The 25,458-nt window shown below is 68.7% G+C and carries 25 protein-coding genes; 13 read left to right on the top strand and 12 right to left on the bottom strand.

Translation table 11 applies throughout. From position 1 onward, the window contains the following. The first annotated feature begins 71 nt into the window (after positions 1-71). Both serB and ACZ5QD_RS09005 read left to right on the top strand, forming a co-directional pair. Entirely contained in the window at positions 72-1,298 is a 1,227-nt protein-coding gene (serB, locus tag ACZ5QD_RS09010) for a phosphoserine phosphatase SerB (RefSeq protein WP_006895876.1), read from the top strand. Between the two features lie 4 nt (positions 1,299-1,302). Next, on the top strand, positions 1,303-2,046 hold the full coding sequence (locus tag ACZ5QD_RS09005; RefSeq protein ID WP_346076229.1) for a peptidyl-tRNA hydrolase: 744 nt from the start codon (positions 1,303-1,305) through the stop codon (positions 2,044-2,046). A gap of 40 nt (positions 2,047-2,086) precedes the next feature. Here ACZ5QD_RS09005 and ACZ5QD_RS09000 read toward each other — a convergent pair whose 3' ends face one another. Continuing rightward, a complete protein-coding gene (locus tag ACZ5QD_RS09000) occupies positions 2,087-3,151 on the bottom strand; it encodes an LLM class flavin-dependent oxidoreductase (RefSeq protein ID WP_346076230.1) in 1,065 nt (354 codons plus the stop codon). 74 nt (positions 3,152-3,225) lie between these two features. On the opposite strand from ACZ5QD_RS09000, the gene ACZ5QD_RS08995 reads away from it, so the two are divergent. Further along, complete coding sequence (locus ACZ5QD_RS08995) at positions 3,226-4,059, top strand: ABC transporter ATP-binding protein (RefSeq protein ID WP_006895879.1); 834 nt, start codon at positions 3,226-3,228, stop codon at positions 4,057-4,059. 112 nt (positions 4,060-4,171) lie between these two features. Beyond that, positions 4,172-4,996 carry an NUDIX hydrolase gene (locus ACZ5QD_RS08990; RefSeq protein ID WP_062366993.1) on the top strand — a complete coding sequence of 275 codons (825 nt, stop codon included), beginning with the start codon at positions 4,172-4,174 and terminating at the stop codon, positions 4,994-4,996. Positions 4,997-5,027: 31 nt separating this feature from the next. Here the strand turns inward: ACZ5QD_RS08990 and ligD are convergent, their stop codons facing one another. Further along, positions 5,028-5,975, bottom strand: a complete 948-nt coding sequence (ligD, locus tag ACZ5QD_RS08985) for a non-homologous end-joining DNA ligase (protein WP_222111512.1) — start codon at positions 5,973-5,975, stop codon at positions 5,028-5,030. A 92-nt stretch (positions 5,976-6,067) separates the two neighbouring features. Between ligD and ACZ5QD_RS08980 the strand changes: the two genes are divergently transcribed. After that, the gene (locus tag ACZ5QD_RS08980; protein ID WP_222111513.1) at positions 6,068-6,856 is read left to right on the top strand and encodes an enoyl-CoA hydratase/isomerase family protein; all 789 of its coding nucleotides are present in this window, start codon (positions 6,068-6,070) and stop codon (positions 6,854-6,856) included. A gap of 14 nt (positions 6,857-6,870) precedes the next feature. Beyond that, entirely contained in the window at positions 6,871-7,890 is a 1,020-nt protein-coding gene (locus ACZ5QD_RS08975; RefSeq protein ID WP_222111514.1) for a class I SAM-dependent methyltransferase, read from the top strand. A 79-nt stretch (positions 7,891-7,969) separates the two neighbouring features. Here the strand turns inward: ACZ5QD_RS08975 and ACZ5QD_RS08970 are convergent, their stop codons facing one another. Then, positions 7,970-8,644, bottom strand: a complete 675-nt coding sequence (locus ACZ5QD_RS08970; protein ID WP_222111515.1) for a ferritin-like domain-containing protein — start codon at positions 8,642-8,644, stop codon at positions 7,970-7,972. A 63-nt stretch (positions 8,645-8,707) separates the two neighbouring features. On the opposite strand from ACZ5QD_RS08970, the gene ACZ5QD_RS08965 reads away from it, so the two are divergent. Then, positions 8,708-9,913, top strand: coding sequence for a THUMP-like domain-containing protein (locus tag ACZ5QD_RS08965; RefSeq protein ID WP_222111516.1), 1,206 nt, complete (start codon positions 8,708-8,710; stop codon positions 9,911-9,913). On the opposite strand, the gene ACZ5QD_RS08960 is transcribed toward ACZ5QD_RS08965, so the two are convergent. After that, positions 9,910-11,226 carry an outer membrane protein assembly factor BamB family protein gene (locus ACZ5QD_RS08960; RefSeq protein ID WP_222111517.1) on the bottom strand — a complete coding sequence of 439 codons (1,317 nt, stop codon included), beginning with the start codon at positions 11,224-11,226 and terminating at the stop codon, positions 9,910-9,912. The two genes, ACZ5QD_RS08965 and ACZ5QD_RS08960, sit on opposite strands and share 4 nt — an antisense overlap. A gap of 127 nt (positions 11,227-11,353) precedes the next feature. Here ACZ5QD_RS08960 and ACZ5QD_RS08955 point away from each other — a divergent pair, with 127 nt between their 5' ends. Further along, positions 11,354-12,115 carry an acyltransferase gene (locus ACZ5QD_RS08955; protein WP_039867167.1) on the top strand — a complete coding sequence of 254 codons (762 nt, stop codon included), beginning with the start codon at positions 11,354-11,356 and terminating at the stop codon, positions 12,113-12,115. Between the two features lie 54 nt (positions 12,116-12,169). Here the strand turns inward: ACZ5QD_RS08955 and ACZ5QD_RS08950 are convergent, their stop codons facing one another. The 8 genes from ACZ5QD_RS08950 to ACZ5QD_RS08915 form a co-directional block, all read right to left on the bottom strand. Next, entirely contained in the window at positions 12,170-13,753 is a 1,584-nt protein-coding gene (locus ACZ5QD_RS08950) for a S24/S26 family peptidase (RefSeq protein ID WP_222111518.1), read from the bottom strand. A 4-nt stretch (positions 13,754-13,757) separates the two neighbouring features. Continuing rightward, the gene (locus ACZ5QD_RS08945; RefSeq protein WP_006895889.1) at positions 13,758-14,369 is read right to left on the bottom strand and encodes a hypothetical protein; all 612 of its coding nucleotides are present in this window, start codon (positions 14,367-14,369) and stop codon (positions 13,758-13,760) included. Further along, positions 14,366-15,100 carry a signal peptidase I gene (locus tag ACZ5QD_RS08940; protein ID WP_278124434.1) on the bottom strand — a complete coding sequence of 245 codons (735 nt, stop codon included), beginning with the start codon at positions 15,098-15,100 and terminating at the stop codon, positions 14,366-14,368. Before ACZ5QD_RS08940 ends, ACZ5QD_RS08945 begins: the two co-directional genes overlap by 4 nt. Next, complete coding sequence (locus ACZ5QD_RS08935; RefSeq protein WP_045537044.1) at positions 15,097-15,684, bottom strand: hypothetical protein; 588 nt, start codon at positions 15,682-15,684, stop codon at positions 15,097-15,099. The genes ACZ5QD_RS08940 and ACZ5QD_RS08935 overlap by 4 nt, the downstream gene beginning before the upstream one ends. A 29-nt stretch (positions 15,685-15,713) precedes the next feature. Beyond that, complete coding sequence (locus tag ACZ5QD_RS08930; protein ID WP_006895892.1) at positions 15,714-16,238, bottom strand: alternate-type signal peptide domain-containing protein; 525 nt, start codon at positions 16,236-16,238, stop codon at positions 15,714-15,716. A 173-nt stretch (positions 16,239-16,411) separates the two neighbouring features. Further along, positions 16,412-17,659 (bottom strand): glycosyltransferase family 4 protein, encoded by a 1,248-nt coding sequence (locus ACZ5QD_RS08925; RefSeq protein WP_006895893.1) that lies wholly within the window; start codon positions 17,657-17,659, stop codon positions 16,412-16,414. Then, positions 17,659-19,221, bottom strand: coding sequence for a 1,4-alpha-glucan branching protein domain-containing protein (locus tag ACZ5QD_RS08920; RefSeq protein ID WP_045537047.1), 1,563 nt, complete (start codon positions 19,219-19,221; stop codon positions 17,659-17,661). Before ACZ5QD_RS08920 ends, ACZ5QD_RS08925 begins: the two co-directional genes overlap by 1 nt. 22 nt (positions 19,222-19,243) lie before the next feature. After that, positions 19,244-20,116 (bottom strand): class I SAM-dependent methyltransferase, encoded by an 873-nt coding sequence (locus ACZ5QD_RS08915; protein ID WP_414735734.1) that lies wholly within the window; start codon positions 20,114-20,116, stop codon positions 19,244-19,246. A 99-nt stretch (positions 20,117-20,215) separates the two neighbouring features. Here ACZ5QD_RS08915 and ACZ5QD_RS08910 point away from each other — a divergent pair, with 99 nt between their 5' ends. From ACZ5QD_RS08910 to ACZ5QD_RS08890, 5 genes are all read left to right on the top strand, one after another. After that, positions 20,216-21,001 (top strand): electron transfer flavoprotein subunit beta/FixA family protein, encoded by a 786-nt coding sequence (locus tag ACZ5QD_RS08910; protein ID WP_222111521.1) that lies wholly within the window; start codon positions 20,216-20,218, stop codon positions 20,999-21,001. Between the two features lie 51 nt (positions 21,002-21,052). Next, positions 21,053-22,006 carry an electron transfer flavoprotein subunit alpha/FixB family protein gene (locus ACZ5QD_RS08905; protein WP_006895905.1) on the top strand — a complete coding sequence of 318 codons (954 nt, stop codon included), beginning with the start codon at positions 21,053-21,055 and terminating at the stop codon, positions 22,004-22,006. Between the two features lie 165 nt (positions 22,007-22,171). Further along, on the top strand, positions 22,172-23,002 hold the full coding sequence (locus ACZ5QD_RS08900) for a GNAT family N-acetyltransferase (RefSeq protein ID WP_045537051.1): 831 nt from the start codon (positions 22,172-22,174) through the stop codon (positions 23,000-23,002). Positions 23,003-23,076: 74 nt separating this feature from the next. Next, the gene (locus tag ACZ5QD_RS08895) at positions 23,077-23,874 is read left to right on the top strand and encodes a lysophospholipid acyltransferase family protein (RefSeq protein ID WP_231650014.1); all 798 of its coding nucleotides are present in this window, start codon (positions 23,077-23,079) and stop codon (positions 23,872-23,874) included. 126 nt (positions 23,875-24,000) lie between these two features. Continuing rightward, positions 24,001-25,449 carry an MFS transporter gene (locus tag ACZ5QD_RS08890; RefSeq protein ID WP_006895909.1) on the top strand — a complete coding sequence of 483 codons (1,449 nt, stop codon included), beginning with the start codon at positions 24,001-24,003 and terminating at the stop codon, positions 25,447-25,449. Positions 25,450-25,458 lie beyond the last annotated feature (9 nt).

Below are 25,458 nucleotides of genomic sequence, written 5' to 3'. Positions count from 1 at the left end.
CTCGGACGGGCCTGATCGTCGTTGGTGGACCTGCCTGGGAACGCGTCGTCGGTGGCGGCCATAATTGCGGTGTGGAAACGAGCGATGCGAAGCGCACCATTCTGATCACCGTCAGCGGACCCGACCATCCCGGCGTCACCTCCTCCCTGATGGGGGCGTTGTCGTCGGTGGGCGTCGATCTGCTCGACGTGGAGCAGGTCGTGATTCACAATCATCTGACCCTCGGTGTACTGGTGACCGCCGACGGCGATGTGGAGGACCTGCAGGACGCGGTGTCCGCGCAGATGGCCGACCGCGGCATGCACGTCGATATCGACCTCGATCCGCACGGCAGAGAACAGGCCGCCTCCACTCACGCCGTCGTGGTCCTCGGCCGCCCGATCTCCGCGGAGGCCTTCCAGGCCGTGGCCGCCGAACTGCATCGTCAGGGCGCGAACATCGACTCTATCCGCGGAGTGGCCGACTACCCGCTCACCGGCCTGGAGCTGATGATCAAGGCCGTCGACACCGAGGACTCCGACGCGGCCATCCGCGAGGGGCTGGGCGCGGTGTCGGCGAAGTACCCGATCGACGTCGCGGTCGAACGCGGCGGGCTGGCGCGGCGTGCCAAGCGCGTCATCGTCTTCGACGTCGACTCGACGCTGATACAGGGCGAGGTCATCGAGATGCTCGCGGCCAAGGCCGGCCGCGAAGCCGAGGTCGCGGCGGTCACCGAGGCCGCCATGCGCGGGGAACTGGACTTCGCCGAGTCGCTGCACGAGCGGGTCAAGGCACTCGAGGGCCTCGACGCGGAGGTCATCGACCGGGTCGCGTCGTCCCTGGAACTGACTCCGGGCGCGCGCACCACCATTCGCACCCTGAACCGCCTCGGGTACCACTGCGGTGTGGTCTCCGGTGGCTTCCGCCAGGTGATCGAGCCGTTGGCCGGAGAGCTGGAACTCGACTTCGTGCGCGCGAACACTCTGGAGATCGTCGACGGCAAGCTGACCGGTCGGGTGATCGGAGAGGTGGTCGACCGAGAGGGCAAGGCTCGCGCGCTGGCCGCCTTCGCCGAACAGATGGGCGTCCCGATGGAGCAGACCGTCGCGGTCGGCGACGGTGCCAACGACATCGACATGCTGACCGCCGCCGGCCTGGGCATCGCATTCAACGCCAAACCCGCGCTCCGCGAGGTCGCCGACACCACCCTCGACCATCCGTACCTCGACGCCGTGCTGTTCATGCTCGGCGTCACCCGCGACGAGGTGGAGGCGGCTGACAGTCGCGACGGCGTGGTGCGACGCGTGCCGATCGACTGATCGGATGAGCGTCTCCGTCACCGATCAGTACCGGCGCCTGGTGTCGTACCAGGGTGCCTACGACGATCCCGAGGACCCGCAGAACGTACAGGCCATGCAGATGGTCCTGCACATCGAGAAGAAGGACCCACCCGAGCGCCATTCGCTGCTGGTGTCGGCGGCTCGAGCCGTCGTCCTGCTCTGTCTGGACCCTCGTGTCGCGGCGGGCGGGGAGTGGGCCGCACCGATGGACGCCTGGTGCGATGCCCGGATCCGCAAGATCGCCCGACGCGCACGGGGCGCCCAATGGGAGGCGGCTCAAGGCGTACCGGGAGTCACCGCGACCGTGAGCGGCGTGCAGGCTCGGGCGTATGTGCCGAGCCGCATCGGCGACGTCGACAAGCGGATCGCGAAATTGCAGATCGGCGGCACCGAGGTCGACGGCCCGCTACCGGGCGACGATGCGCCGGTGGACGGTTCCGCCGGTTTGATCCTCTGGGTCAATCCGGGCCTCGAGATGACGGTGGGGAAGACGGCGGCACAGGTCGGTCACGCGTCGATGCTGGGAGTCCGCTTGATGTCGGAGACGCAGACCGCGGACTGGTATGCGGAGGGCTGTCCTCTGGACGTCCGCCTGCCGGGACCGCAGCACTGGGCCCGTCTCGTCGACGCCGCCGCGGCCGGCGACGCTGTCCCCGTGCAGGATGCCGGTTTCACCGAGATCGCGCCCGGGTCGATGACCGTGATCGCCGAACTAGCCCGGCCGTGAGCTGTTCGGCTCCGCCGCACGGCGAGCGGAGCCGGACCGCTCAGACGCTCGGGGCCAACTTCTCCACGGTGCCGAACCACACCTCGCGATCGCCCGCCAGCGGGGCGAGGATCAATTCGTCGGCGCCGATACGCTCGGCGAACCGATCGAGTCGGCCCAGGACGTCGTCGGGTGTGCCGACCGCGGCGAGCCGAAGCATCTCGTCGACCTGAGCGCCCTGCGGTCCGTCGAGCAGAGCGGCGGCGTCCGCGTCACTCAGGTGACGTCCGCGGTTGAAGAGGAACTTGATCCGCTGCAGTTTCGCCGATCGGAGCTGCTCGTAGGCGCGGTCGACGTCGTCGTCGGCGATGACGGTCGCGGCCGCCATCACGTACGGCTCGGTCTGTCCGCCGTCGGGCAGCGGTGCGGGCCGGAAGTCGCGCACGTAGAGTTCCACTGCCCGTTCCAGGGCCTGCGGCGCGAAATGCGAGGCGAAGGCGTAGGGGAGACCGAGGGCCGCGGCGAGCTGGGCGCCGAACAGTGATGATCCGAGGATGTAGAGCGGGACACCGGTGCCCGCGCCCGGGGTCGCGACCACACCGTGGACCGAGGAACCCGCGAAGTAGCGCTGGAGTTCCACGACGTCGCCCGGGAAGTTCTCTGCGGCCGCGGGAGTGCGTCGGAGCGCGGTGAACGTGGCCTGATCGCCGCCCGGCGCACGCCCGAGGCCGAGATCGATGCGGCCGGGATGGAGCTCGGCGAGGGTGCCGAACTGCTCGGCGATCGCCAGCGGCGAGTGGTTGGGCAGCATCACGCCGCCGGCGCCGAGACGGATATGGGAGGTGTGGGCCGCCATGTGCGCGACGAGGACCGCGGGCGCTGCGGACGCGATGGCCGGCATGTTGTGGTGCTCGGCGTACCAGATCCGCCGGTAACCGGTCCGGTCCGCGAACTGCGCCATCCGGAGCGAGTGCGCGAGGGACTGGGCGACGGTCTCGCCGGGGCCCACCTGAGCGAGGTCGAGGAGGGAGAACGGGACGCGGGACCGCGCGGCGCGGGAATCGGCCGGCGAGTCTGAGGGATCGGAGACAGCGTCTGAGGGATCGGAAACGACGGAATCGGTCACTGATGGTTCAGCGGTGCGGGGCGTCTTTGTATTCCGCCGCACCGGCGATGTGAGGCATCCGGCACCATGGAGACGTGACCGAACTGATTGCTGACCCCGACCTGCTCATCGATTTTCGCGACGTCTCCCTGGTGCGTGACGGCAAGACGCTCGTCGGCCCGGTGAACTGGCAGGTGGAGCTCGACGAGCGATGGGTGATCATCGGGCCCAACGGCGCTGGGAAGACGTCGCTGCTCCGGATGGCCGCGGCCATGGACTTCCCCACCCGCGGTGAGGCGTTCGTGGTGGGCGAGCGGCTGGGCCGCACCGACGTGCGTGAGCTGTCGACCCGGATCGGCATGGTGAGTTCGGCGATGGCGGCCCGGGTGCCGGGCGACGAACTCGTCTCCGACCTGGTGATCTCGGCAGGCTATTCGGTGCTGGGCCGCTGGCGCGAACAGTACGACGAGATGGACCGGGCGCAGGCGGCGGACATCCTGGAGTCGATGGGCGCCGAACACCTCGCCGATCGCACGTTCGGCACGTTGTCGGAGGGCGAACGCAAGCGAGTGCTGATCGCCCGAGGTCTGATGACCGACCCGGAACTGCTGCTTCTGGACGAGCCGGCCGCTGGACTCGATCTCGGCGGGCGCGAGGAACTCGTCGACCGGCTGAGTGTGCTCGCATCCGATCCGGATTCCCCGGCGCTGGTGCTGATCACGCATCACGTCGAAGAGATTCCGCCGGGCTTCACGAACATCATGATGCTGTCCGAGGGCGCCGTGACCGCACAGGGTCCGCTCGACGAGGCGCTCACGGCCGAGAACCTCACGGCGACCTTCCGCCAGAACATCGCGCTCACCCGGGACGACGGCCGTTACTTCGCTCGTCGCGCACGCCGAGCGGGCGGTCACCGTCGCGGGGAATGACCCGACCGGGCCGCCGAATATCGATGCGGCGTTTCTTGGGTATGCGAGTATTGAATCCGGCCGACCGAGCGTAAGTTCGGTCGCAGATGATCGCTCAGTCGAAGGAACGTGCATGTTTGCTGAAGAAGGTTCGGCCCCGGTGCCGCTGCGGGACGCCTCCACGGTCGTCCTCGTCCGAGACTCCGCCGACGGCATCGAGATCTTCCTCCAGCGCAGGGTCAAGCAGATGGCGTTCGCCGGCGGGATGACGGTGTTCCCCGGCGGCGGTGTCGACGATCGCGACCGCGATGCGGAGATCGCGTGGGCGGGCCCGGACGTGGACTGGTGGGGCGAGAAGTTCGGCACCGACGTCGAGACCGTGCGGGCGCTGGTGTGCGCCGCGGTCCGCGAGACCTTCGAGGAATGCGGGGTGCTCCTCGCCGGGTCGGCCGACGCCGTCCATCCGGACCCGGCGAGCCTGGCGGGTGAACGCGCCCGCCTGGTGAACAAGGAGATCTCGTTCGCGCAGTTCTTGAACGAGCACGCACTGGTGCTGCGCACCGATCTGCTCGCGCCGCTGTCGCACTGGATCACCCCCAAGAACGAGGTTCGCCGCTACGACACCCGCTTCTTCCTCGCGGAACTCCCCGCCGGGCAGAACGCCGACGGCGAGACCTCGGAGGCGGCCGCCACCGAGTGGCAGACCGCGGAGCGAGCGCTGGCCGACTGGGAGGCGGGGCGGCACTTTCTGCTCCCGCCCACGTGGTCGCAGCTCCGAGAGGTCGCCCGGTACGCGACGGTCGCCGAACTGATGGCCGCCGAGCACGTCATCGCGCCGGTGGAACCTGCCATCGCCGACCCGGCGGGACTCCAGGGGCTCCGCTTCGCCGACTCCGACGAGTACCTCGCCTCGCTCGCCGACGGCCGGATGGAACGGCTCGGGGACACCGCGTCGTAGCCGGAGAGGGGCGCGGCATCCGGCGCGGGTGCTACTCGCCGGCGAGTCCGTCTCGGTCGGCCCACTCCAGCAGGGGGTCGAGCCGGAATGCGCGGTCGTCGATCGCGCGGTGAAGGTCGCCGAGTTCGGCGTAGCGGGCGGGCATCGTCGCGACGGTGAAGTCGTCCGGCTCGGCGTCGTCGATCTCGTCCCAGCGCAGCGGCGCCGAGACCGTGGCGCGGGCGTTCGCGCGGATCGAGTACGCGGCGGCCATCGTGTGATCCCTGGCGTTCTGGTTGAAGTCGATGAAGACGGCTTCGGGATCGCGGTCCTTGCGCCACCACGTCACCGTGGCGTCGCCGGGCAGCCGTCGCACCACTTCGGCACCGAAGGCGTGTGCGGCGCGGCGCACGTCGCCGAATCCCCACTCGGGTTCGATGCGAACGTAGACGTGCAGCCCGTGCCCGCCGGACGTCTTCGGGAATCCGCGGATGCCGAGTTCGTCGAGTATCTCGTGGACCACGTGCGCCACCCGGCGGACGCGAGCGAAGTCCGCGCCGGGCATCGGATCGAGGTCGATCCGCCACTCGTCGGGCTGTTCGACGTGCGAGCGCCGCGAGTTCCAGGGGTGGAACTCGACAGTCGCCATCTGTACGGCCCAGAGCACCGCCGCGGGCTCGGTCACGCACAGTTCGTGGACGGTACGCGAGTACCGGGGGAAGAAGATGTCGACGGTCTGCACCCAGTCGGGCGCACCGGCTGGGCGCTTCTTCTGGTGGACCTTCTTCTCCGCCGTCCCGCGAGGGAAGCGGTGAAGCATGCACGGCCGTTCGTACAGAGCGCGGGTGATGCCGTCCGCGACGGCCAGGTAGTACCTCGCGAGGTCGAGCTTCGTGAGTCCGGCATCGGCGAAATAGACACGGTCGGGGCTGCTCACCCGCACGTCGCGAACCGACCCGTCGGGCCCGGGAACCTGCAGTACGACGGCTTCGTCACCCATGCGGCAACACTAATCCCTCTCGGGAGGGTTCAGGTGTCACATGCTTACCGCCCGGTTGGGTCGACGACCTGACTTACCGGTAGCCTGCCCTCATGGCTGAGTTTGTGACGCTGGAGACGTCCGAGGAACATCCGGGCGTCGGGACGATCCTGCTGAACCGTCCGCCGATGAACGCGCTGAACCGTCAGGTCCAGAATGAGCTCGCGGCGGCCGCCGACGAGGCGAGCGTGCGCGACGACGTCAAGGCCGTCGTCATCTACGGCGGGCCCAAGGTGCTGGCGGCGGGCGCCGACATCAAAGAGATGAACGATATGTCGTTCTCGGACATGCAGAAGGTCGCCGGACGTCTGCAGCGGGCGCTGGGGGCGATCGCCGACATCCCGAAGCCGACGGTCGCGGCGATCACCGGTTACGCGCTGGGCGGCGGACTCGAGGTGGCGCTGGGCGCCGATCGGCGCATCGTCGGCGACAACGCCAAGCTCGGCGTGCCCGAGGTGCTGCTCGGAGTGATCCCCGGAGGCGGCGGCACGCAGCGGCTCGCGCGGCTGATCGGTCCCTCGCGGGCCAAGGACATGATCTTCACCGGTCGGTTCGTCGGTGCCGAGGAAGCTCTGCGGATCGGTCTCGTCGACCAGGTGGTGGCACCCGACGACGTGTACGACGAAGCGCTGAAGTGGGCGGGCCAGTTCTCCGGAGCGGCGTCGGCCGCCCTCGCCGCCGCGAAGACCGCCGTCGACTCGGGTCTCGAAGTGGACCTGGCCACCGGACTCAAGATCGAAGAACAGGCTTTCGCGGCCCTGTTCGCGACGCAGGACCGCACCATCGGCATGGAGTCGTTCGTAGCCAACGGCCCGGGCAAAGCCGAATTCACCGGAAAGTAGGGAAACACCCGACAATGACCGCCATCGACGACCAGAACCCCGCCGATCCGTCCCCCACGGGCGTCGACGCCGCCGATCAAGTGGACCCGGCACCCAATCCGCATGCCACCGCCGAGCAGGTGGAGGCCGCGCTGAAGGACACCAAGCTCGCGCAGGTCCTCTACCACGACTGGGAAGCCGAGACGTACGACGAGAAGTGGTCGATCTCCTTCGACGAGCGCTGCATCGACTACGCCCGCGGTCGTCTCGACAAGATCCTTCCCGATGCGCCGCTGCCGTACGGCCGGGCCATGGAGCTCGGTTGCGGCACCGGCTTCTTCCTGCTGAACCTGATGCAGTCGGGTGTGGCGGAGAAGGGCTCGGTCACCGATCTGTCGCCGGGCATGGTGAAGGTGGCGCTGCGCAACGCGGAGAACCTCGGCCTGGACGTCGACGGCCGGGTCGCCGACGCCGAGAGCATCCCGTACGAGGACGACACCTTCGATCTCGTCGTGGGCCACGCGGTGCTGCATCACATCCCCGACGTCGAGAAGTCGTTGCGGGAGGTGCTGCGCGTGCTCAAGCCCGGCGGCCGCTTCGTCTTCGCAGGCGAGCCCTCGACGTACGGTGACTTCTACGCCCGGTGGATGAGCCGCGCCACCTGGTGGGCCACCACCAATATCACGAAGTTCGGGCCGCTCAAGTCGTGGCGCCGGCCGCAGGAGGAACTCGACGAGAGCTCGCGCGCGGCGGCACTGGAGGCCGTCGTCGACATCCATACCTTCTCGCCCGAGGATCTGGAGCGACTGGCGACCAGCGCGGGTGCGGTCCAGGTCGAGTCGGCCGCGGAGGAACTCGCCGCTGCCATGCTCGGCTGGCCGGTCCGGACTTTCGAGGCCGCGGTGCCGCCCGAGAAGCTCGGCTGGGGCTGGGCGGGCTTCGCGTTCGGCGGCTGGAAGCGCATGACCTGGCTCGATGAGAACGTCCTCCGCAAGGTGGTTCCGCCGAAGTTCTTCTACAACGTCCTGATCACCGGAGTGAAGCCGGAGAAGTAGGGCACCCTCCGCAAACGATCGACGCACCGCTCGGCATCGGCGACCTCCTCCGCGAGGGGCCGGAGCCGGGCGGTGATCGCTATCGCGGCCCGGCGCCGTCGAACACCGCCACCCGGAAGTCGGTCATCAGCCGACGGCAGTGCGTGTAGAAATCCCGCCTCGTGGTGCCTATCGCGCGCAGCGCCGGCCCGTGGTCCAATGCCACCACCGCGATCACGACGGTCGCGAAGGTCTGCCACGCGGCGCCCGCCGGCCTGCGCGCCCATCGCGGTGCGGGCGCGAACGCCTCGCGCAACCGGCGTTCCTGGAAGCGGACGTGGTGGCGTTCGTCGTCCAGGATCCGCGACGAGACCTCGCGCAGCAGAGGGTCGGACGATGCGGCGAGCGCGCCGTAGTATTCCAGTGCGATGAGCTCGGCGGTCGCCAGTACCAGCAGTTCGCTCCGCAGTCCGAGGGCGCGCCGCGTCGCGACGAACACGCGGTCGGACCAGTGCCCGGCGATCGTCGGCGCCCCGGCTGCCCGAAGCAATTCGGCCAGCATGCGCGCGTGGTTCTGTTCCTCGGCGACGAACATCCGAACCGCCGCGGCGTAGTCGGGATCGCCGGTTGCTTCCGCAAGCCGGATCAGCGCAGCGCCGTCGCCGCTCTCGCCCACCTGGAACCGTTGCAGACTCCGGATCACCGGTGAGGGGAGTCGGCTGCCGGCTCGCCAGTCGGGGTCCGGATTCTGCTCCCGGATACGGGACCGTGTCACGAACTCCTCGCTCCATGTCATGGTGCCGGTTATACCGGTTATCGCACCGACTAGGGTTGCGCTGTGGGTTACGAGTTCAGCATCGACGACGTCGACTACCTGCGTTCCCGGTACGGCGACAAGGCCCTCCAGAACGCGTCCGCGATGGCCCTGACTCCTGATTCGCTGCTGCGTGAGATGCCCGATCTGCGCTCCCGGTACGGCGACCGCGCGCCGGCGCTCGTCGAGACCGTCCTCAATCGCCGCAAGGCCGCCGGACGGTTGGCACACGCCGATCAGCTGCTGGCGAGCGACACCGCGGTCCAGCAGGCCACGGCGGCGGCCGTGGCCGAGCACCGGGCGGCCGACATCGCGGCGCGCTATCCCGGAGCCGTCGTGCACGACATGACCTGTTCCATCGGATCGGAGATGATGGCGCTGTCGGTGACGAGCGGCATCGCCGGTGTGATCGGCAGTGACGTCGATCCGGTCCGGTTGGCGATGGCCGACCACAACATGTCCCTGGGCGACGAGCGGCGCTCGCCGTGGCTGCTGGCGCGCGCCGACGCCCTCGCGCCGGTGTCGAACGCCGACGTGGTGATCGCCGACCCGGCGCGCAGGAATGCGCGTGGCCGAACCTTCAAGCTCGACGAACTCGATCCGCCGCTGTTGGAGTTGCTCGCGGTGTACGCCGGACGCGAGCTGGTCGTCAAATGCGCCCCGGGGCTCGACTACCGACTGCTGCGCGATCGGTTCGGTTTCGAGGGCCAGGTCCAGATCGTCTCGCTCGACGGCGGCGTCCGCGAGGCATGTCTGTGGAGCGAAGTGACGCAGCCGCGCCGCCGAGCGACCGTCCTGCGCGCAGCCGGCCGAGACTACGAGATCACCAGTGCCGATCCCGACGACATCGATCCGCCGGGAGTCGACGAGTGGATCATCGATCCGGACGGCGCGGTGGTTCGCGCCGGTCTGGTGCGGAACTACGCCCACCGACACGGGCTGCGGCAGTTGGACCCGCAGATCGCTTATCTGACCGGTGGCCGCGTGCCCGCGGGGGAGCGCGGTTTCCGGGTGATCGACCAGCTGGGGGTCTCGGAGAAGAACCTTCGGGGCGCACTGGCGGCGCACGACTGCGGGAGTCTGGAGATCCTGGTCCGGGGGCTCGACGTGGACCCCGACCGTCTGCGAAAGCGGCTGAAGCTCAAGGGTTCCCGACCTCTTGCGCTGATCATGACGCGCATCGGTCGGTCGGGGACCGCGTTCCTGTGCGAGCCGGGTGTCCGGCGCTAAGACGGCGACTTCGGGCTGTAGTAGTACACTGCGCCGATATTGGTGGCGACCGCCAGGCGGCCGGTCGGCGAGACCGCGACGCCCGTCGCGAATCCCTTGGCGTCCGGCATCGGCAGCGTGCGTTCGGTAGCGCCCGAGCGGGTGTCGATCTCCATCAATTCGAGGTTCTGGTCGGCGCCGGTGCGGACCACCGTCCACGCGGTGCCCGCCGCGGTCATGCTCGACAGTCCCGTCGTCTGGAGGTCGTCGCGGCGAACGACTTCTTCGGCCCTGTCGCCGGCGTCGCGCAAGATCACCAGCGGGGCGCCGATGGTGCCCGCCGGGATGATCAGTCCGTCGGGAGAGACGGACATGGTGCCGAACCCGTATCCGCCGTTGTCGTGGGTCCACTTCACCGCGCCGTTGGACGCGTCGAGTGCGTTGATCCGGCCGTCCCTGCTGAAGGCGTAGACGGTCTTGCCGTCGGCCGACACGGTGGGAGGGCCGACGACACCGCCGGGAAGGTCGGTGGCCCACCGGTCGGTGATCGCCTGGTGGTCGCCCTGGCGGGCGTACGAGAGCGCCTTCACCTGCGACGATTTCGCGCCCTGTGGGAAGAAGTTGAGGAAGAGGCGCTGGTGCGCCCAGTCGACGGCCGGAGGCGCGGAGATCGCGCATCCCGGCCCGCCGCTCACGCAGTCGCCCAGCCCGGTCAACGGGTCGGCGGCGGGCGCCGACCAGAGCTCGGCCTGCGGCATCGCGAGATCGCCGTTCTGTGAATTGAGGATCATCACCTGGCCGAGCGACGTGGTCACCAGCACGTGGCCGGGGCCGACGAACTTGGCCGACGTCGGTACTCCGGCCACGTCCTTGCGCCAGCGGATCGCTCCGCCGCCGGTGAGCGCCAGGAACCGGCCCGGCTCTCCGATGTACGGCTGCGAGAACTGATCCACGACGGCCGCGTTGCCCCAGAAGCCGTCGGCCATGCGCTTGCAGAAGTTCTTCCGTCCCGCCCGCGAGTCGAGCACCAGGAAGTTGCAACCGACCGGCGTCCGTGCGCTGACGACGACGTCTCCGCCGCCGTTGAGGGTCACCGGACTGGTCACCGGGCCTCCGGTGGGCCGGGTCCACGACAGTTCGAGGTCGGCCGGCGGTCGTGCGAAGCTGTAGTTCGAGTTCGCATTGTTGCCGCCGTACGACGACCAGCCCGCCGCGGGCACCGACCGCACGTCCAGGTGACCGTCGGAGCAGGAGGCGACGATCAGCGCGGTCAGCGCCCCGAGAACGGCGGTGCGGAGGATCGCGCGCATACGTCGGCGTGCGGCCTGGGTCATCGTGCTCCGATCTGGTCGAGATGCGCGACTGCCGTCGCGCCCGCGCACGACTCTATCGTGTCGTGTCACCAGGCCAATCGTCCGCTGGCGGAGGTCTGTCGGAGACCGTCGTTTACTGTGTGTCTTCATGACCACGATGTGGAACGCCTCCTATCGTTCACGCTGGCGTGCCGGACGCCGCCGCGACCCGCAGCAGGTTCGTTTCCTGACGATGGACTCGCTGCGCTGGGTGAAGCGCAATCGCGCGTGGACACCGTGGTATCTCGTGCGCTACTACCGTCTGGCCAGGTTCCGGATGGCGAACCCGCACATCGTGCTGCGCGGCATGGTCTTCCTCGGCAAGAACGTGGAGATCCACGCGACGCCGGAACTGTCGCGGATGGAGATCGGGCGCTGGGTGCACATCGGCGACGGCAACTCCATCCGCTGCCACGAGGGCAGCATGCGCATCGGGGACAAGACCGTCTTCGGTTGCAACAACGTCGTCAACTCATATCTCGATCTCGAGATCGGCGGATCGACGCTGATCGCGGACTGGTGCTACATCTGCGACTTCGACCATGTCACCGACAATCTCGACCTGCCGATCAAAGACCAGGGCATCGTCAAAGGGCCGGTGCGAATCGGCCCGGACACCTGGATCGCCGCCAAGGTGACGGTGCTGCGCAACACCACCGTGGGGCGTGGCTGTGTGCTCGGTGCCCATGCGGTGGTGCGCGGAGTGATCGACGACTACGCGATAGCCGTCGGCGCGCCCGCCCGCATGGTGAAGAACCGCAAGGAGGCGTGGGAGGCCGGCGCCGAGCAGCGCGCCGAACTCGAACGCGCCTTGGCCGACATCGAGCGCAAGAAGGCCGCCGCCCGGGGCGAGGACACCAGCGCAGAGTAGCGCCTCGGCCGATCCGGGATCGGCTCACCGCGGCTGCCGATCAGCCGCCGGAGGTCAGCCGGCCGGAGCCACCGGAACCGGTTCGACGGAGGTCTCCGGCTGGGCGGCCGGGGCCTCCGGGGACGGAGCGTCGGGCGCAGCGGTGGTCGGCGGCGTGCGCGCCTCACTCCAGACCCCGCCCGAGCGGCTCACCACGACGACGGTGCCGTCGGGTTCGGTGATCTCCAGCCGCTCACTCTGCGGCAGCCAGCGCACCGAACTCGACGACGGGAAGCTGCCCCGGTAGACGACCTCGGTCGAGGTCGCGTCCCGGATCGTCACCGCGCCGCCGTCGTCGTAGAACGCGAACTGTCCGGACGAGGTGAGCGTTCCGCCCGGCGGAAGTTCGGGGGTGGCGCTCGGACTGTCGGTGGTGGACGGCTGCGCCGGCTTCGACTCCGACGACCCTGGAGCGGTCGACGGGGACTCAGACGTGGAGGGGGCCGCGGAGCTCGACGGGGCTGCGGAGGTCGAAGCGGTCGCGGAACCGCTCGGGCTCGCCTTGGGTGCGGCCCGCGAGACGGATGACGGCGAGAGACACTCGAGGTAGGGCAGTGCCGGTGGGAGAAGTCGCGCGGCGTGGAACTGGACTTGGACGGTCAGTGTCCGCTGCGACGGGAAAAGGTAATCGTAGGCCCGCAGGGAAATGGTTAGAACGGTGTCGCCGCCGCCGAAGAGCAGGTCCCAGAGCCAAGTCCAGAAGCTGCCCCCTGTGATGTCCTTGGTGATGGTCGAGTTCGCGGGGTAAGCACTGGTCAGGAAAGTGTCAGCCTCGGTGGACGAGCCTTTCGTCACCGACAGGACGAATTTCCGGTTCGGGTCCGGCTGTGCCACGTTGGGCCAGCTGAATTGCACCGATTTCGAGAGTCCGAATCCAGGATTCGAGGCGGTACAGGCCAGCGAGATGGGGTCGGCCTCCCACCCGGTGGCCAGCGCGCCGGTTGCGGTCGCCTGGTCTGACTGCGCGGCTCGAGCCGGCCCGGAACCGTGTATGCCGGAGGCTGCGACGGCGATGACGGTCACGGCCGCGGTGCCGGCGAGCAGCCGATGAGCGATCTTCGTGTTCCGCCACCCCCGCGCGGGTGCGAATGCGATAGCCAGCAGGGCGGCTACAGCGAGGGCCTGGAGGGTGAGGGTGAGCGGGTTGGCGAGCCACGATGCGACGTACCCGAGGATCGGCACAGTGAAGAGAACGCGCCGTGCGTCGGCGACGATGTACCGGTTCGGGTCGGGCGCAGAGTTCGCATCGCCCTGCATCGTCAGTTCAGCGGAAGCCGAGGACTTCGCGTCGACGGATACTACGCGATGGGTGACGCGTGTGCCGTCGTCGCGCACGACCGTGGCGACGTCTCCGGGCTCGAGGCGGTTCGCGTCGATGGTCTTCGAGATGCCGAGGGATCCCACGGGAATGGTCGGCGCCATCGATCCGGTCTCGAAGATCAGCGGCCGGATACCGAAGATCAGGGCCACGACCGTGGCGAGGAGGCAGAGTGCACCGAGAACCGCGCCCACGGTGAGCGCGCGATCGGCGAGGCGCCGATGCCCGGCCGGCCTGGTCGGCGTGGCGGTGATCGGTTGAGTGGGGGCGTCGTCGTTCACGTGGCTATCCCGTCGCATCGAAGAAGAAGACGACGCTGCCTGCAGACCCGAGGTTGAGGCCCGCGTACTGCGCCGGCGTGTCGGTCCGGAGTGTGAGCTGCATGCACAGCCGCTCGCTGCTGCCGACCGCCAACGGCCGCGGGGGTACGCCAGTGAATTCAGTCTTCGCCGTGGAGACGTTCTGTGCCGATACGAGGGTGGCCGATCCCGACGGACACACCGTGCCGGTCGACGTGCTGCCGACGGTGGCGTTCGCGGCGACGACTGTTGATTTCAGTGTCGTCCACCGGCCGACGTCGGTGGGCGGTGTGCCGGAAGTGCCGGTCGCCTGCACCGAGGGGACGTACGTGAGCGCGACCGAGCCGACATTCTGGACGTCCACCATTGCAGCAGTCGTGTAGGCCGGGAGCAGTGTTCCCGGGAAGGTGAGGGTCGCGGTGTGTGACCCGTTCGCCTCGATCTTGAGGACCCCGGTCGTGAACGTTCCCGACAGTGTCTGGGAGGTGGTGGACCAGAGCGCCGAGGTACCTATCGCGCCGGTACCCAGGAGCACGCCGCACGCGAGCAGCGCGCGGACCCTCTTCGAGGTGACCGCCGTCTTCCATCCGGGTCTCACGATTCTGGCTCCTTCGACGAAGGCCACTCGGGAAGGGGATCGTCGGCACTGGCGTCGGCGATCGGCTGGGTCTGCGCGTCGCTGTGCACGGCGGCGAACGTCTCGGTCGGAGTGTCGTCCGCCGGCCCCGCGGCCGCTTCGGCGGCGGCTTTGTCTCGGCGCTCCTGTCTCCAGTCGGTGTAGAACTGCCACGCGCCGTAAGCGAAGAGCAGTCCGGCGAGGACGAACACCGTCAGGGTGCGTTTGGCGCCGCTGAACCAGGTGTTGACATAGCCCAGAAGCGGAACCGAGTACCAGAGGACTCGGCGGACCTGCACCGGCCGGACCGGTGGGTCGACGGCGCTGTTGGCGTCGCCCTTGGTGATCAGCCGCGGCTGACCGGACGGCGACTTGTCGAATCCGACCACTCGGTGGGTCACCACACCGGGCTGTCCCGACTTCACCTGATAGGTGACCACATCGCCGACCTCGATCGACGAGAACGGACGCGGCTTCACCACGATCAGCGTTCCCGGCGGATAATCCGGCCGCATGGACCCGGTGAGTACGGAGTACGGCCGCGCCCCGGCGACCTTCGGTATCACGATGGTCGTGAACAGCACGGCGAATGCCGCGATGAGGAGAATCCAGCTGACCGTCTGCCACAGAATGTGCAGTGCTCGCTGACGCGGTGTGCGCTCCACCTCCGCCGAGCCGCCGGTCTCGGTCCGAGCCGATTCGTCGCCGGTCACGGGTTCTGTCCCGGCCGCAGCTGTCCGACGGAGAAGTCGAAGTTGATCTGATACTGGGCGGGCTGGGTGCCGGTGACGGACTTCAGCTGGGCCTGCACGCACCAGGTGGTCTCGGCGCCGACGTCGAGCACCTTCCAATCCGATGACGACGGGGACGTCGGCGCGATCGCCGTGTGCGGACCCGTGGTGTCGGTGGCGGGAAAGGCCCCGCTCAGATCCCCCGTGCCACCGGGGCAGCCACCGACCGAACCCGACAGCCGCACCGTGACCGCCGAACCGGAGGACGTGATCGACGGCCCGGCGCTCGCGAGCAGGAACTTGATCCGCGTGGAGCCGGTGTTCTTGATCTTCAGCGGCGCCTGCGTGACGTTGCCGACCGCGATGTTCGTTCCCTGCAGTGCGGGGAAGGTGTGGGACGACGCTCCGTCGCCATGTGCATCGAGGCCGATGGTGCCCGTCTCGATGGTGCCTGGATTCCGAGTCTCCTCATCGGCCCACAGAGCCCCGGTGGTGTACACCGATCCGAAGATCAGTGACACCACCAGGACTCCGAGGGCTCCGAGCAGCAGTCTGCGCTGGGTCACGGTCCGGGGTTTCGCTCAGCGATTCTCCGTCAGGACGGCCGGACCTGGTTGAGTGTGATCTTCATATTGCTGACCTGCACCGAGGCGTTGGTGTCCTCGGTACCCGGTGTCGATTCCTTGAACTCGACCTGGACGGTCACGGGGAGCTCCTGCCCGTTCGTGACGTCGATCGGCGTGGTGGTGGTGTCGGTGCCGTTGACCGAGGTGGTCACGACGAAGTTGTCAGACGGCACGTTGGTGGTGCCGAGGTTCACGCCGAGCGTGGCCTTCATGTTCTTACCGGTCGCCGTGACAGTGCAGTCACCGGAGTACTTCCAGACGTCGCCGGGAACCATCAGGTCTTCGAGGGGATTGATCGCGCTGCCGCCGATCATGGTCGGCGAGACGTCGGTCCAGGTGCCGCCGGTGCCGCAGTCGAGCCCGAAGTCGCCGGTCGTGATGTTGCCGCCGACGATGTCCTCGGTGTCGTTCCACAGTGCGTACGATCCGACTCCGCCGAGCAGGAGGATCGCCCCCGCGCCGACGGCCAGTGCACCTTTGGTCTTACGGTTCATATCTCTTACCTCTGGTCGCGGTGGTCATCGTCGACGCCACCGAACTCGAAAATCGTGACGTTGTACCACTGACCGAGTAATCGCAGACGTCCGAATAGGCCGATACCTTCTGTTATCGAACCGTTATGCGCATCGGGCATGTCGTCCACAGGCGCATGGGCCGAAGGCCTCGATCAGGGCTGCGACGGGTCTCGATCGGGCATCGGGCGCATCGGAATGTCCGGACGGCCGAGGTCACGCGGCGGGCGCCGGCGCGCAGCCGCGTACACCGATGCGGTGCGCTTGGCGATCGACTGCCAGGTGAATTCCTCGCCCAGCCGGGTACGGGCGCGACGGGCGCGCTGCTGCGTCGCCGCCGGGTCGTCCAGGGCCTCGCAGACGGCGACGGCGAGTCCCTCCGGATCGAAGGGGTCGAAGGTCCAGCCCGTCTCGCCGTCGGTCACCGCTTCGCCGAGCCCGCCCGCCGTGGACGTGATCAACGGGATGCCGGTGGCGGCTGCCTCGAGGGCGACGATGCCGAACGGTTCGTAACGGCTCGGCAGGACGATCGCGTCGCAGCGGTGCATCAGTTTCAGCAGGCCGTCGTGGTCCTGCCGTCCGACGAAGTCGACCGCGGCCGTCACCTGATGTTCGAGGGCCAGCTGACGCAGCCAGCCGATCTGGGTGCCGTCGCCCGCAACCGTGAGGTGCGTGCCGGGGTGCGCCCGCCGGATCACCGGGAGTGCCTCGAGCAGATCCTGCACGCCCTTCTCGAACTCGAGCCGACCGGCGAAGAGCAACTCGGGCGGACCGCTGCGCGGGCGTCGATCCACGAACCGCCAGGTGCCGACGTCGATTCCGTTGTGGATCACGGTGATCGGCGCCAGGTCGGGGCCGAAGAGAGTCGCCACCTCCTCGCGCATGGACGCCGAACAGGTGATCAGCGCGTCGGAGGCATTGGCCAGCCACCATTCGACCGAGTGAACCTGCCGGTTGATGTGGCCGGCCACCCATCCGCTGTGCCGCCCGGCTTCGGTGGCGTGAAGAGTCGAGACCAGCGGAACGTCGAAGTACTCGGCCAGCGCAACCGCGGGGTGGGCCACCAGCCAGTCGTGCGCATGCACCACGTCCGGCGGTGGGCCGTCACGCAGGAGGCGCAGGCCGGCGCGGACGAACCCGTGGCCCATCGCCAGCGTCCACGCCATCATGTCGGCGCCGAAATCGAACGCCGGCGGGTCTTCGGCCACCGCGATCACACGGACGCCGTTCACGACGGTGTCGGTGGTGGGATGGGTCCGGGCGTCGGTGCCCGACGGCCGGCGGGTCAGCACCGTCACCTCGTGGCCCAGGCCGGCGACGGCCTCGGTGAGATGGTGGACGTGGCGGCCGAGGCCCCCGACCACCACTGGCGGGTACTCCCAGGAGACGATCAGCACGCGCATCAGAACCCGCCTTCGCGGCTCGGCAGACGGCGGGCGTCGAGTGCGCCGAACAGATTGTCGGCGCGGCGCCACCCGGCGGCCAGCCCGGCGGCCCGCTGCTCCTTGCCCGCATCGGAGGCCTCGCAGATCTCTCGCGTGGCGTGCGCATGCTTGTACGCGCGGTCCTGGGCGTAGCCGGCGGCGGTGTCCTTCGAGATCATGAACGGCCAGTCGGACTGCACCGTCAGCAGCGTCTCGCGCAGAATCTGGTCGGCTACCTCGTCCCGCACGTCCGGAATCCCGTGACCGCCGTCGAGCCGCTTGTCGAGGGAATCGAGCGCGGTCGCGGTGACCTCCTCGTTGAGCCGCACCAGGTGCTGCACCTGCGGACCCTCCCAGACGCGCCAGTCCTTGCCCGAGCCCCACGACGAGTCGTCGATCCGGACCGGGTCGCCGACGAATCCGTTCCGGCGGGCGGTGGCGAGCGATCCGACCGTGATGCCCGACTCGGGCAGCCTGCGCATGAGCCGCTCGAGCCACACCGGTCCCTCGTACCACCAGTGGCCGAACAACTCGGTGTCGAAGGCGGCGACCACGTGTGCGGGGCGGCCGATCCGGTCCGACTCGGCGATGAGCCGTGAGCGCACGCAGTCGATGAAGTCGTCGACGTGCTTGTCGATCACGGGGTCCACGAGAGCCGGATCGTAGGGCTTCTTGGCGTCACCCGGCACGTTCTTGCCGGTGACCCGAACGGGCTTGAAACCGGTCAGGTGGTCGTAGGTGTGGAAGTCGCGGTAGTTCGCGTGCCCGGGGTAGCCGGACTTCGGTGACCACACGCGGTAGCTGACGGTCAGATCGCGTCCGAACGCGACGACGTCGGAGTCGCCCACCGGGCGGCCGAGCGCCGTGTCGCCGTGCAATGTGGGGCCGTCGACCATGAAGTGGCCTACGCCGGCAGCGGCGTACTCTTGCTCCATGCCCGGCGTGTACGCGCACTCCGGCGCCCAGATGCCCGACGGCTGCGTGCCCCAGCGCAACCGCGCGTCGGCGAGACCCTCCCGGAGGGAGAACTGCCGGAGTCGTCGGTCGAGCAGCGGCTGGAAGGGATGGGCGAGCGGTCCGCCGAGCAGTTCGATCACCCCGGCGGAGACGAGCGGACGGATCTGCGGGCTGCCGCCGTGCCGCCACTGCGACTCGAAATCGGCCAGTGCTCCGGCGGCCGCACGGAACTCGCGGTGGCCCATCGCACGACGGTCGGCGTCCGGTGAGGTCGCGGCCTCCATCGCGCGCAACTGCCAGTCGGCCAGCCACTCGTACATCGACGTGGCGCAGTGCGGGTCGTCGAGCTGCGCGGCCAGCACCGGGGTGATGCCCAAGGAGATCAGGTCGGTGTATCCGTCGTCGGCGAGGCGTCGCAGGGCGGCGAAGACGGGCTGGTAGCAGTGTGCCCACGACTGGTACAGCCATTCCTCGCCGACCGGCCAGCGGCCGTGATTGGCCAGCCACGGCAGATGCGAATGCAGCACCAGGGTGAACTGGCCGGGTACCTTCTCGGCGCGCGGTGCAGCGGCGGTCGTGCTCATCACGGCTCCAGATCGAGGGTCGTCAGCGGCGCACGGCCACGGCGAGCAGGTCGAGACTCGCGTCGATGTCGGCGTCGTCGGCGGAGAGGATGTCGAAATCGGAGGTCGCCACCGCGGCGACGTCCGCGGCCAGGTCGGCGGGCCACTCGTCTCCGGCGAGTGCGCGGTCGATCTGGGCGTCGATGATCGATCCACCCCATTTCGCGTCGAGGTCGCGCAGCGCCGGGCCGTGGTGGACGCCGAGCATCTGCCGGACGTCGAAGGCCGCCGCGCCGGCGTCGTCGGGCCTGTTCGGCGCGGCCGCTCCGGTCAGCAGTTCGGTCAGTTCGGCCGCGCTGAGCTCCCGGGTGTGGAACGGGTTCAGCGGAGTGTCGCGGCCGGGGGAGAAGGTGATGCGGTTCGGGGTGCTCATCAGAAGCACCCCGCCCGGGCGGAGAACGCGGTGGCACTCGGCGACGAAGGCACTCTGGTCCCACAGATGTTCGATCACCTGGAAGTTGACGACCACATCCACCGATCCGTCGGCCAGCGGGAGGTCGATCAGATTGCCCCGGTGGACGACCAGTTCGGGGTACCGGCGGCGTGTGTGATCGACGGCCTGCTCGTCGTAGTCGACGCATGTCACCGACTTCGCGCGCGCGGCGATCATCGACGCGCCGTAGCCCTCACCCGATCCGGCTTCGAGGACGTCGCGGCCCGCGCAGTGGTCGAGGATGTACTCGTAGGCCACCTCGTGCCTGCGGAACCAGTAGTTCTCCGCGGCGATTCCGGGTACGGTGCGTTCACCGGTGAGCGCGAGCTGATCGGACTGCGGTGTCGCCTGGTAATCGGTCACCGCCACGACCTTAGTACCCGTGCGGGTGGGCGCCTGCATGCGGGAAGTGATCGGTGCCATGTTCTCGTCGCCGAGTACCAGCCGCTAAAGTGATGAGTAAACCATGGCCTTACCGGCCGGTAAGTTGCCGAACCCGATGCAGGAGGTCGACGTAGACCCATGACGAATATTGTCGTTCTGATCAAGCAGGTTCCCGACACGTGGTCCGAGCGCAAGCTCGCCGATGGCGATTTCACGCTCGACCGGGAAGCCGCCGACGCAGTGCTCGACGAGATCAACGAGCGCGCTGTGGAAGAGGCGCTGCAGATCAAGGAAGCCAACGGCGGCGAGGTGACGCTGCTGTGCGCCGGTCCCGAGCGCGCCACCGACGCCATCCGCAAGGCTCTGTCGATGGGTGCGGACAAGGCCATCCACATCAAGGACGACCTGATGCACGGCAGCGACGCGGTCCAGACCGCCTACGTTCTGGCGTCGGCGCTGGGCACCATCGAGGGCGTCGAGATGGTCATCGCGGGCAACGAGGCCACCGACGGACGCAGCGGTGCTGTGCCGGCGATGATCGCCGAGTACCTCGAGCTGCCGCACCTGACCCACCTGCGCAAGCTGGAGATCGACGGCGAGACCCTGCGCGGTGAGCGGGAGACCGACGAAGGCATCTTCAACGTCGAGGCCACCCTGCCGGCGATCGTCTCGGTCAACGAGAAGATCAACGAGCCGCGCTTCCCGTCCTTCAAGGGCATCATGGCCGCCAAGAAGAAGGAAGTGAATGTCGTGACCCTCGCGGAGATCGGCGTCGAGGCCGACACCGTCGGTCTGGCCAACGCGGGCAGCACCGTCACCGGCGTCACCCCGAAGGCCGAGAAGACGGCCGGCGAGCGCGTCACGGACGAGGGCGACGGTGGCGTCAAGGTCGCCGAGTTCCTGGTCGCGTCGAAGATCATCTGATCGCGCCCACCACTTCATCTGGCGAACCCATAGACATTCAGGAGAACAATCATGGCTGAAGTACTCGTGCTCGTTGAGCAGGACGCCGAAGGTGGGCTGAAGAAGGTCACCAGCGAGCTCATCACCGCGGCGCGCGCCCTCGGCACCCCGTCCGCTGTCGTCGTCGGCAAGCCGGGCTCGGCTGCCGGCGTCACCGCGGGTCTTACCGAGGCCGGCGCCGAGAAGATCTACGTCGCCGAGTCGGACGACGTCGCGAACTACCTCATCACGCCCAAGGTCGACGTGCTGTCGCAGCTGGCCGAGGCGAACGGCGCCGCAGGCGTCCTCGTCGCCGCCACCGCGGACGGCAAGGAGATCGCCGGCCGTCTGGCCGTGCGTCTGGGCTCGGGTCTGCTGACCGACGTCATCGAGGTCAAGGAGGGCGGCGCAGGCGTGCACTCGATCTTCGGTGGCGCGTTCACCGTCGACGCGCAGGCCGGCGGAGACACCCCGGTCATCTCGGTGCGCCCCGGCGCCGTCGAGGCCGCGCCGGCCGCCGGTGCGGGCGAGGTCGTCGAGGTCGAGGTTCCGGCTCAGGAAGGCGGTGTGAAGATCACCGGCTTCGCGCCGAACGTCGGCGGCGACCGCCCCGAGCTCACCGAGGCGTCGATCGTCGTCTCCGGTGGCCGCGGTGTCGGTTCGGCCGAGAGCTTCTCGGTGGTCGAGGCACTGGCCGACTCGCTCGGTGCCGCTGTCGGCGCATCGCGTGCCGCCGTCGACTCGGGCTACTACCCGGGCCAGTTCCAGGTGGGTCAGACCGGCAAGACCGTGTCGCCGCAGCTGTACATCGCCCTCGGCATCTCGGGCGCGATCCAGCACCGTGCCGGCATGCAGACCTCGAAGACCATCGTGGCCGTCAACAAGGACGAAGAGGCCCCGATCTTCGAGATCAGCGACTTCGGCATCGTCGGCGACCTGTTCAACGTCGCCCCGCAGCTGACCGAGGAGATCAACAAGCGCAAGTGATGCGCTGATCTTCGCGTAAGCGTCGAGATCGCCCCGCCGCACCCCGTGCGGCGGGGCGATCCGCATTTCCGCGTGAGCCGAGCACGACAGGAGTTCACCCGCAGTGTCCGGACACGTCACGTCGCATTGCCGGGGACGTTCAACGACGCGCCTTGACTGCGAGGCATGACAGTAACGGACGTCTCCACCGGATTCCCGTCTCCGATCCTCGCGCGACCGGTCCTCGCCGGGGGCGACTACCAGGTCCTGATCTCCGAGAACCCCTCCGACATCGACGACGCGCAACGACTCCGATACGAGGTGTTCAACGGCGAGCCCGGCTACTCCGACGCCATCGGCGACGCCGATTCGGGCCGCGACGCCGACGCTTTCGACGAGTTCTGCGACCACATGCTGGTCCGTCACATGCCGACCGGGGCACTCGTCGGGTGCGCCCGGGTGCTGCCGCCGCCCAGGGCGATCGCAGCCGGCGGCTGGTACTCGGCCGGTGAATTCGATCTCGGAGAGCTCTCGGAGATCCGCGGCGAGACGGTCGAGATGGGCCGCGCGGTGGTCGATCCGGGTCACCGCAGCGGTTCGGTGACGGCGATGCTGTGGGCCGCCGTCCTGAGCTACCTCGAGGAGGGCGGTTACCGGTATCTGATGGGTTGCGTATCGGTGCCCCTGGAATCGGCGATCGGCCGCGGTCGGGAACTGCGCGGGATCCGCGACCTCGCCCGCGACAGGCACCGGGCGCCCTGGCAGGTGTACCCGTACCGGCACGTGGAGGTCGACGGAGCCAGGCTCGACGATCTGGAGCCTCCCGCCGTCAACCGGCTGCCCGCACTGTTGCGCGGCTATGTCCGCCTCGGTGCCCGCGTGTGCGGGGAACCGGCGTTCGACGAGGTGTTCGACGTCGGTGACTTCCTCACCGTCCTGGATCGCCACAACGGCGACCAGCGGTACACCGACCGTCTCCGGGGTGCCATGACCCGGCTCGGCACCGACGGGAAGTAGGCGCCGTGGAGTCCAGTCCGTGGATGCCGGTCAGTCCGTGCGGTGTGCACTGCGTACACACGCACACGCCCCCGGTGTCCCGGCTGCGAGCGAGCGTGCGGCTCACGTCGTTCGCTGTCGTCGGCGTGACGATCCTGCTCTTCGGACTGCTGACCGTGGCGTGCCCGCGCGGGCTGCGCCACCGGTACTGGCGGGCCGGCGCCCGAGTGACGCTGCGCTCGATGGGGGTGCTGCTCGAGATCGACGATCGCCGTCCGTCACATGCGCCCCGGTTGCGCGGCGCGCTGATCGTCGCGAACCACATCTCTTATCTGGACATCGTCGCGATCGCATGTGTGGCGCCCGCGCGTTTCGTCGCCAAGAGCGAGGTGCTGGCGATGCCGGGCTTCGGCCCGATCGCCCGCCTGTTCGGAGTACTGGCGCATCGGCGCGGGGATCTGCGCCGGCTGCGGCCGATGCTCGATCGGGTGGGCGGCATCCTCGACCGCGGCCGCACGGTAGCGGTGTTCCCCGAGGGGACGACGTGGTGCGGGACCGCGTCCGGCAGATTCCGTCCGGCGTTCTTCCAAGCGGCCGTCGATGCCGGGGTTCCGATCCTGCCGGTCCGACTCTCGTACACCGATCGCGGTTCACGGACCACCATGCCGGGATTCCTGGGCGAAGACACCGTCGCAAGCACGCTGTCACGTATCGTGCGATCGCGCCATCTCACCGTCACGATCACGATCTTCGACCTGCAGATGCCTGCAGGGGATCGACGCGGTCTGGCGGCCGCGGCCCAGCGACTGATTCTGCCGGCGGAGCCGATCTCGGCGATGCGGGAACTGGACGTGGATCTGTCCGGTCAGCCGCCGGTGCCGACCGCGGCCTGACGCCGACGGGTCGGCAGCCGCATCGCCGGACGCACTGTGACCGCGGGGCCATGGGCGCGGCAAGGCGCTTCCAAGGACCGCCCCGGAACCTGTTCTCGTCAATCTCAACGAACGAGGTCAGGACTAATGGAACACATTGATCGAGTTTCCCGGCGCGGCCGGGACCTCTCCCAGACGATGACGACCGCGGTGGTCTGCGCCGCCACCGCGATGCTGATGCTCGACATCGCCGTGGTGAACACCGCCCTTCCCGCGATGGCGCGCGAGTTCGATGCCGGCATGGCCTCGCTCAAGTGGGTGGTCGACGGCTATACGCTCGCACTCGCGACTATCGTGCTCAGCGCCGGTGCATGGTCGGACCGCTACGGGCGACGACGGGTGTTCATCCTCGGCACCGTGGGATTCACCGGGGCGTCGATCCTCTGTGCGGCCGCTGTCGGCATGCCGATGCTGATCGTCGCCAGGGTGGTGCAGGGGCTGGCCGCCGCGCTGTTGTTCGCCTCGTCGCTCGCTCTGCTCGCCGGCGCGTTTCCCCGGCGGTCCGATCGGGCGCGGCCGCTCGCGGTGTACGGCGCGACCATCGGCGCGTCGTTCGCGGTCGGTCCGCTGCTCGGCGGTCTCCTCACCGAATTGCTCGCCTGGCGATCGATCTTTCTCATCAACGTGCCGGTCGGCCTCGTCATCCTGGCGGGGGTGCGCCACGTCGCGGAGTCGCGCAGCAGCGCGCCCCGACGCGGCGACCGCCGGGGACAACTCGCAGTGGTGATCGGACTGGCCGCGCTCACCTACGGCCTCGTCGAGGCGAACGAGCGGGGCTGGACCGATCGCGCGACGGTGGCCGCCTTCGCCGTCGCGGTAGCGGCTCTCGCAGGATTCATCAGTGTCGAAAGGAGAGTAGACCAGCCGATGCTGCCCCTGGCGATGTTCGCGAATCGCTCATTCGCCGGCGCACAGGTCGCGGTCTTCGCGATCTCGGCGTCGATGTTCGCGGTCTTCGTGTACGTCACTGTCTACTTGCAGGGTGTCCTCGGCATGTCGCCGATCGGCGCCGGGCTCGTGTATCTGCCGGGAACTGTGGTCATGCTGGCCGTCGCCGGTGTCACGGACCGTTTCCTGACCTCTGTTCCGCCCGGCCGGGCCCTCGCGCTCTCGCTGGTGGCGGTCGCGGTCGGGATGGCGATGATGACGCTCGGCGGTGTGCACAGCAGCGGTCTGGTGATGGTTCCCGGATTCGTCGTCGCGTGCATCGGCGCCGGGGTGTTCAATCCGGTGATGAGCGGTGTCGTGCTCAGTGAGAGCCACGGTGACGATGCCGGACTGGCCGCGGGAATCAACGACGCCTTTCGGCAGTCCGGGATCGCACTGGGTGTCGCTGCGCTGGGAGCTCTGTTCCCCGCGCGGTCCGTCCTGGCGGGCGGATCCCCGGCGGAATTCGTCGACGGTCTGCGGCTGGCACTGTGGGTGAGCTGTGGGACGGCTCTCGTGGGAGCGGCAGCGGCCGCAGTGTGGATCAGGCAGGCGCGATCGGATGCGACGCCTGCCGAAGCCGACGACCGCCCGCGCGTCGCATTCTAGAATCGACGG

This window comes from Gordonia sp. J1A (genome assembly GCF_055393515.1).
This window is presented reverse-complemented; position numbering and strand designations above follow the sequence as displayed.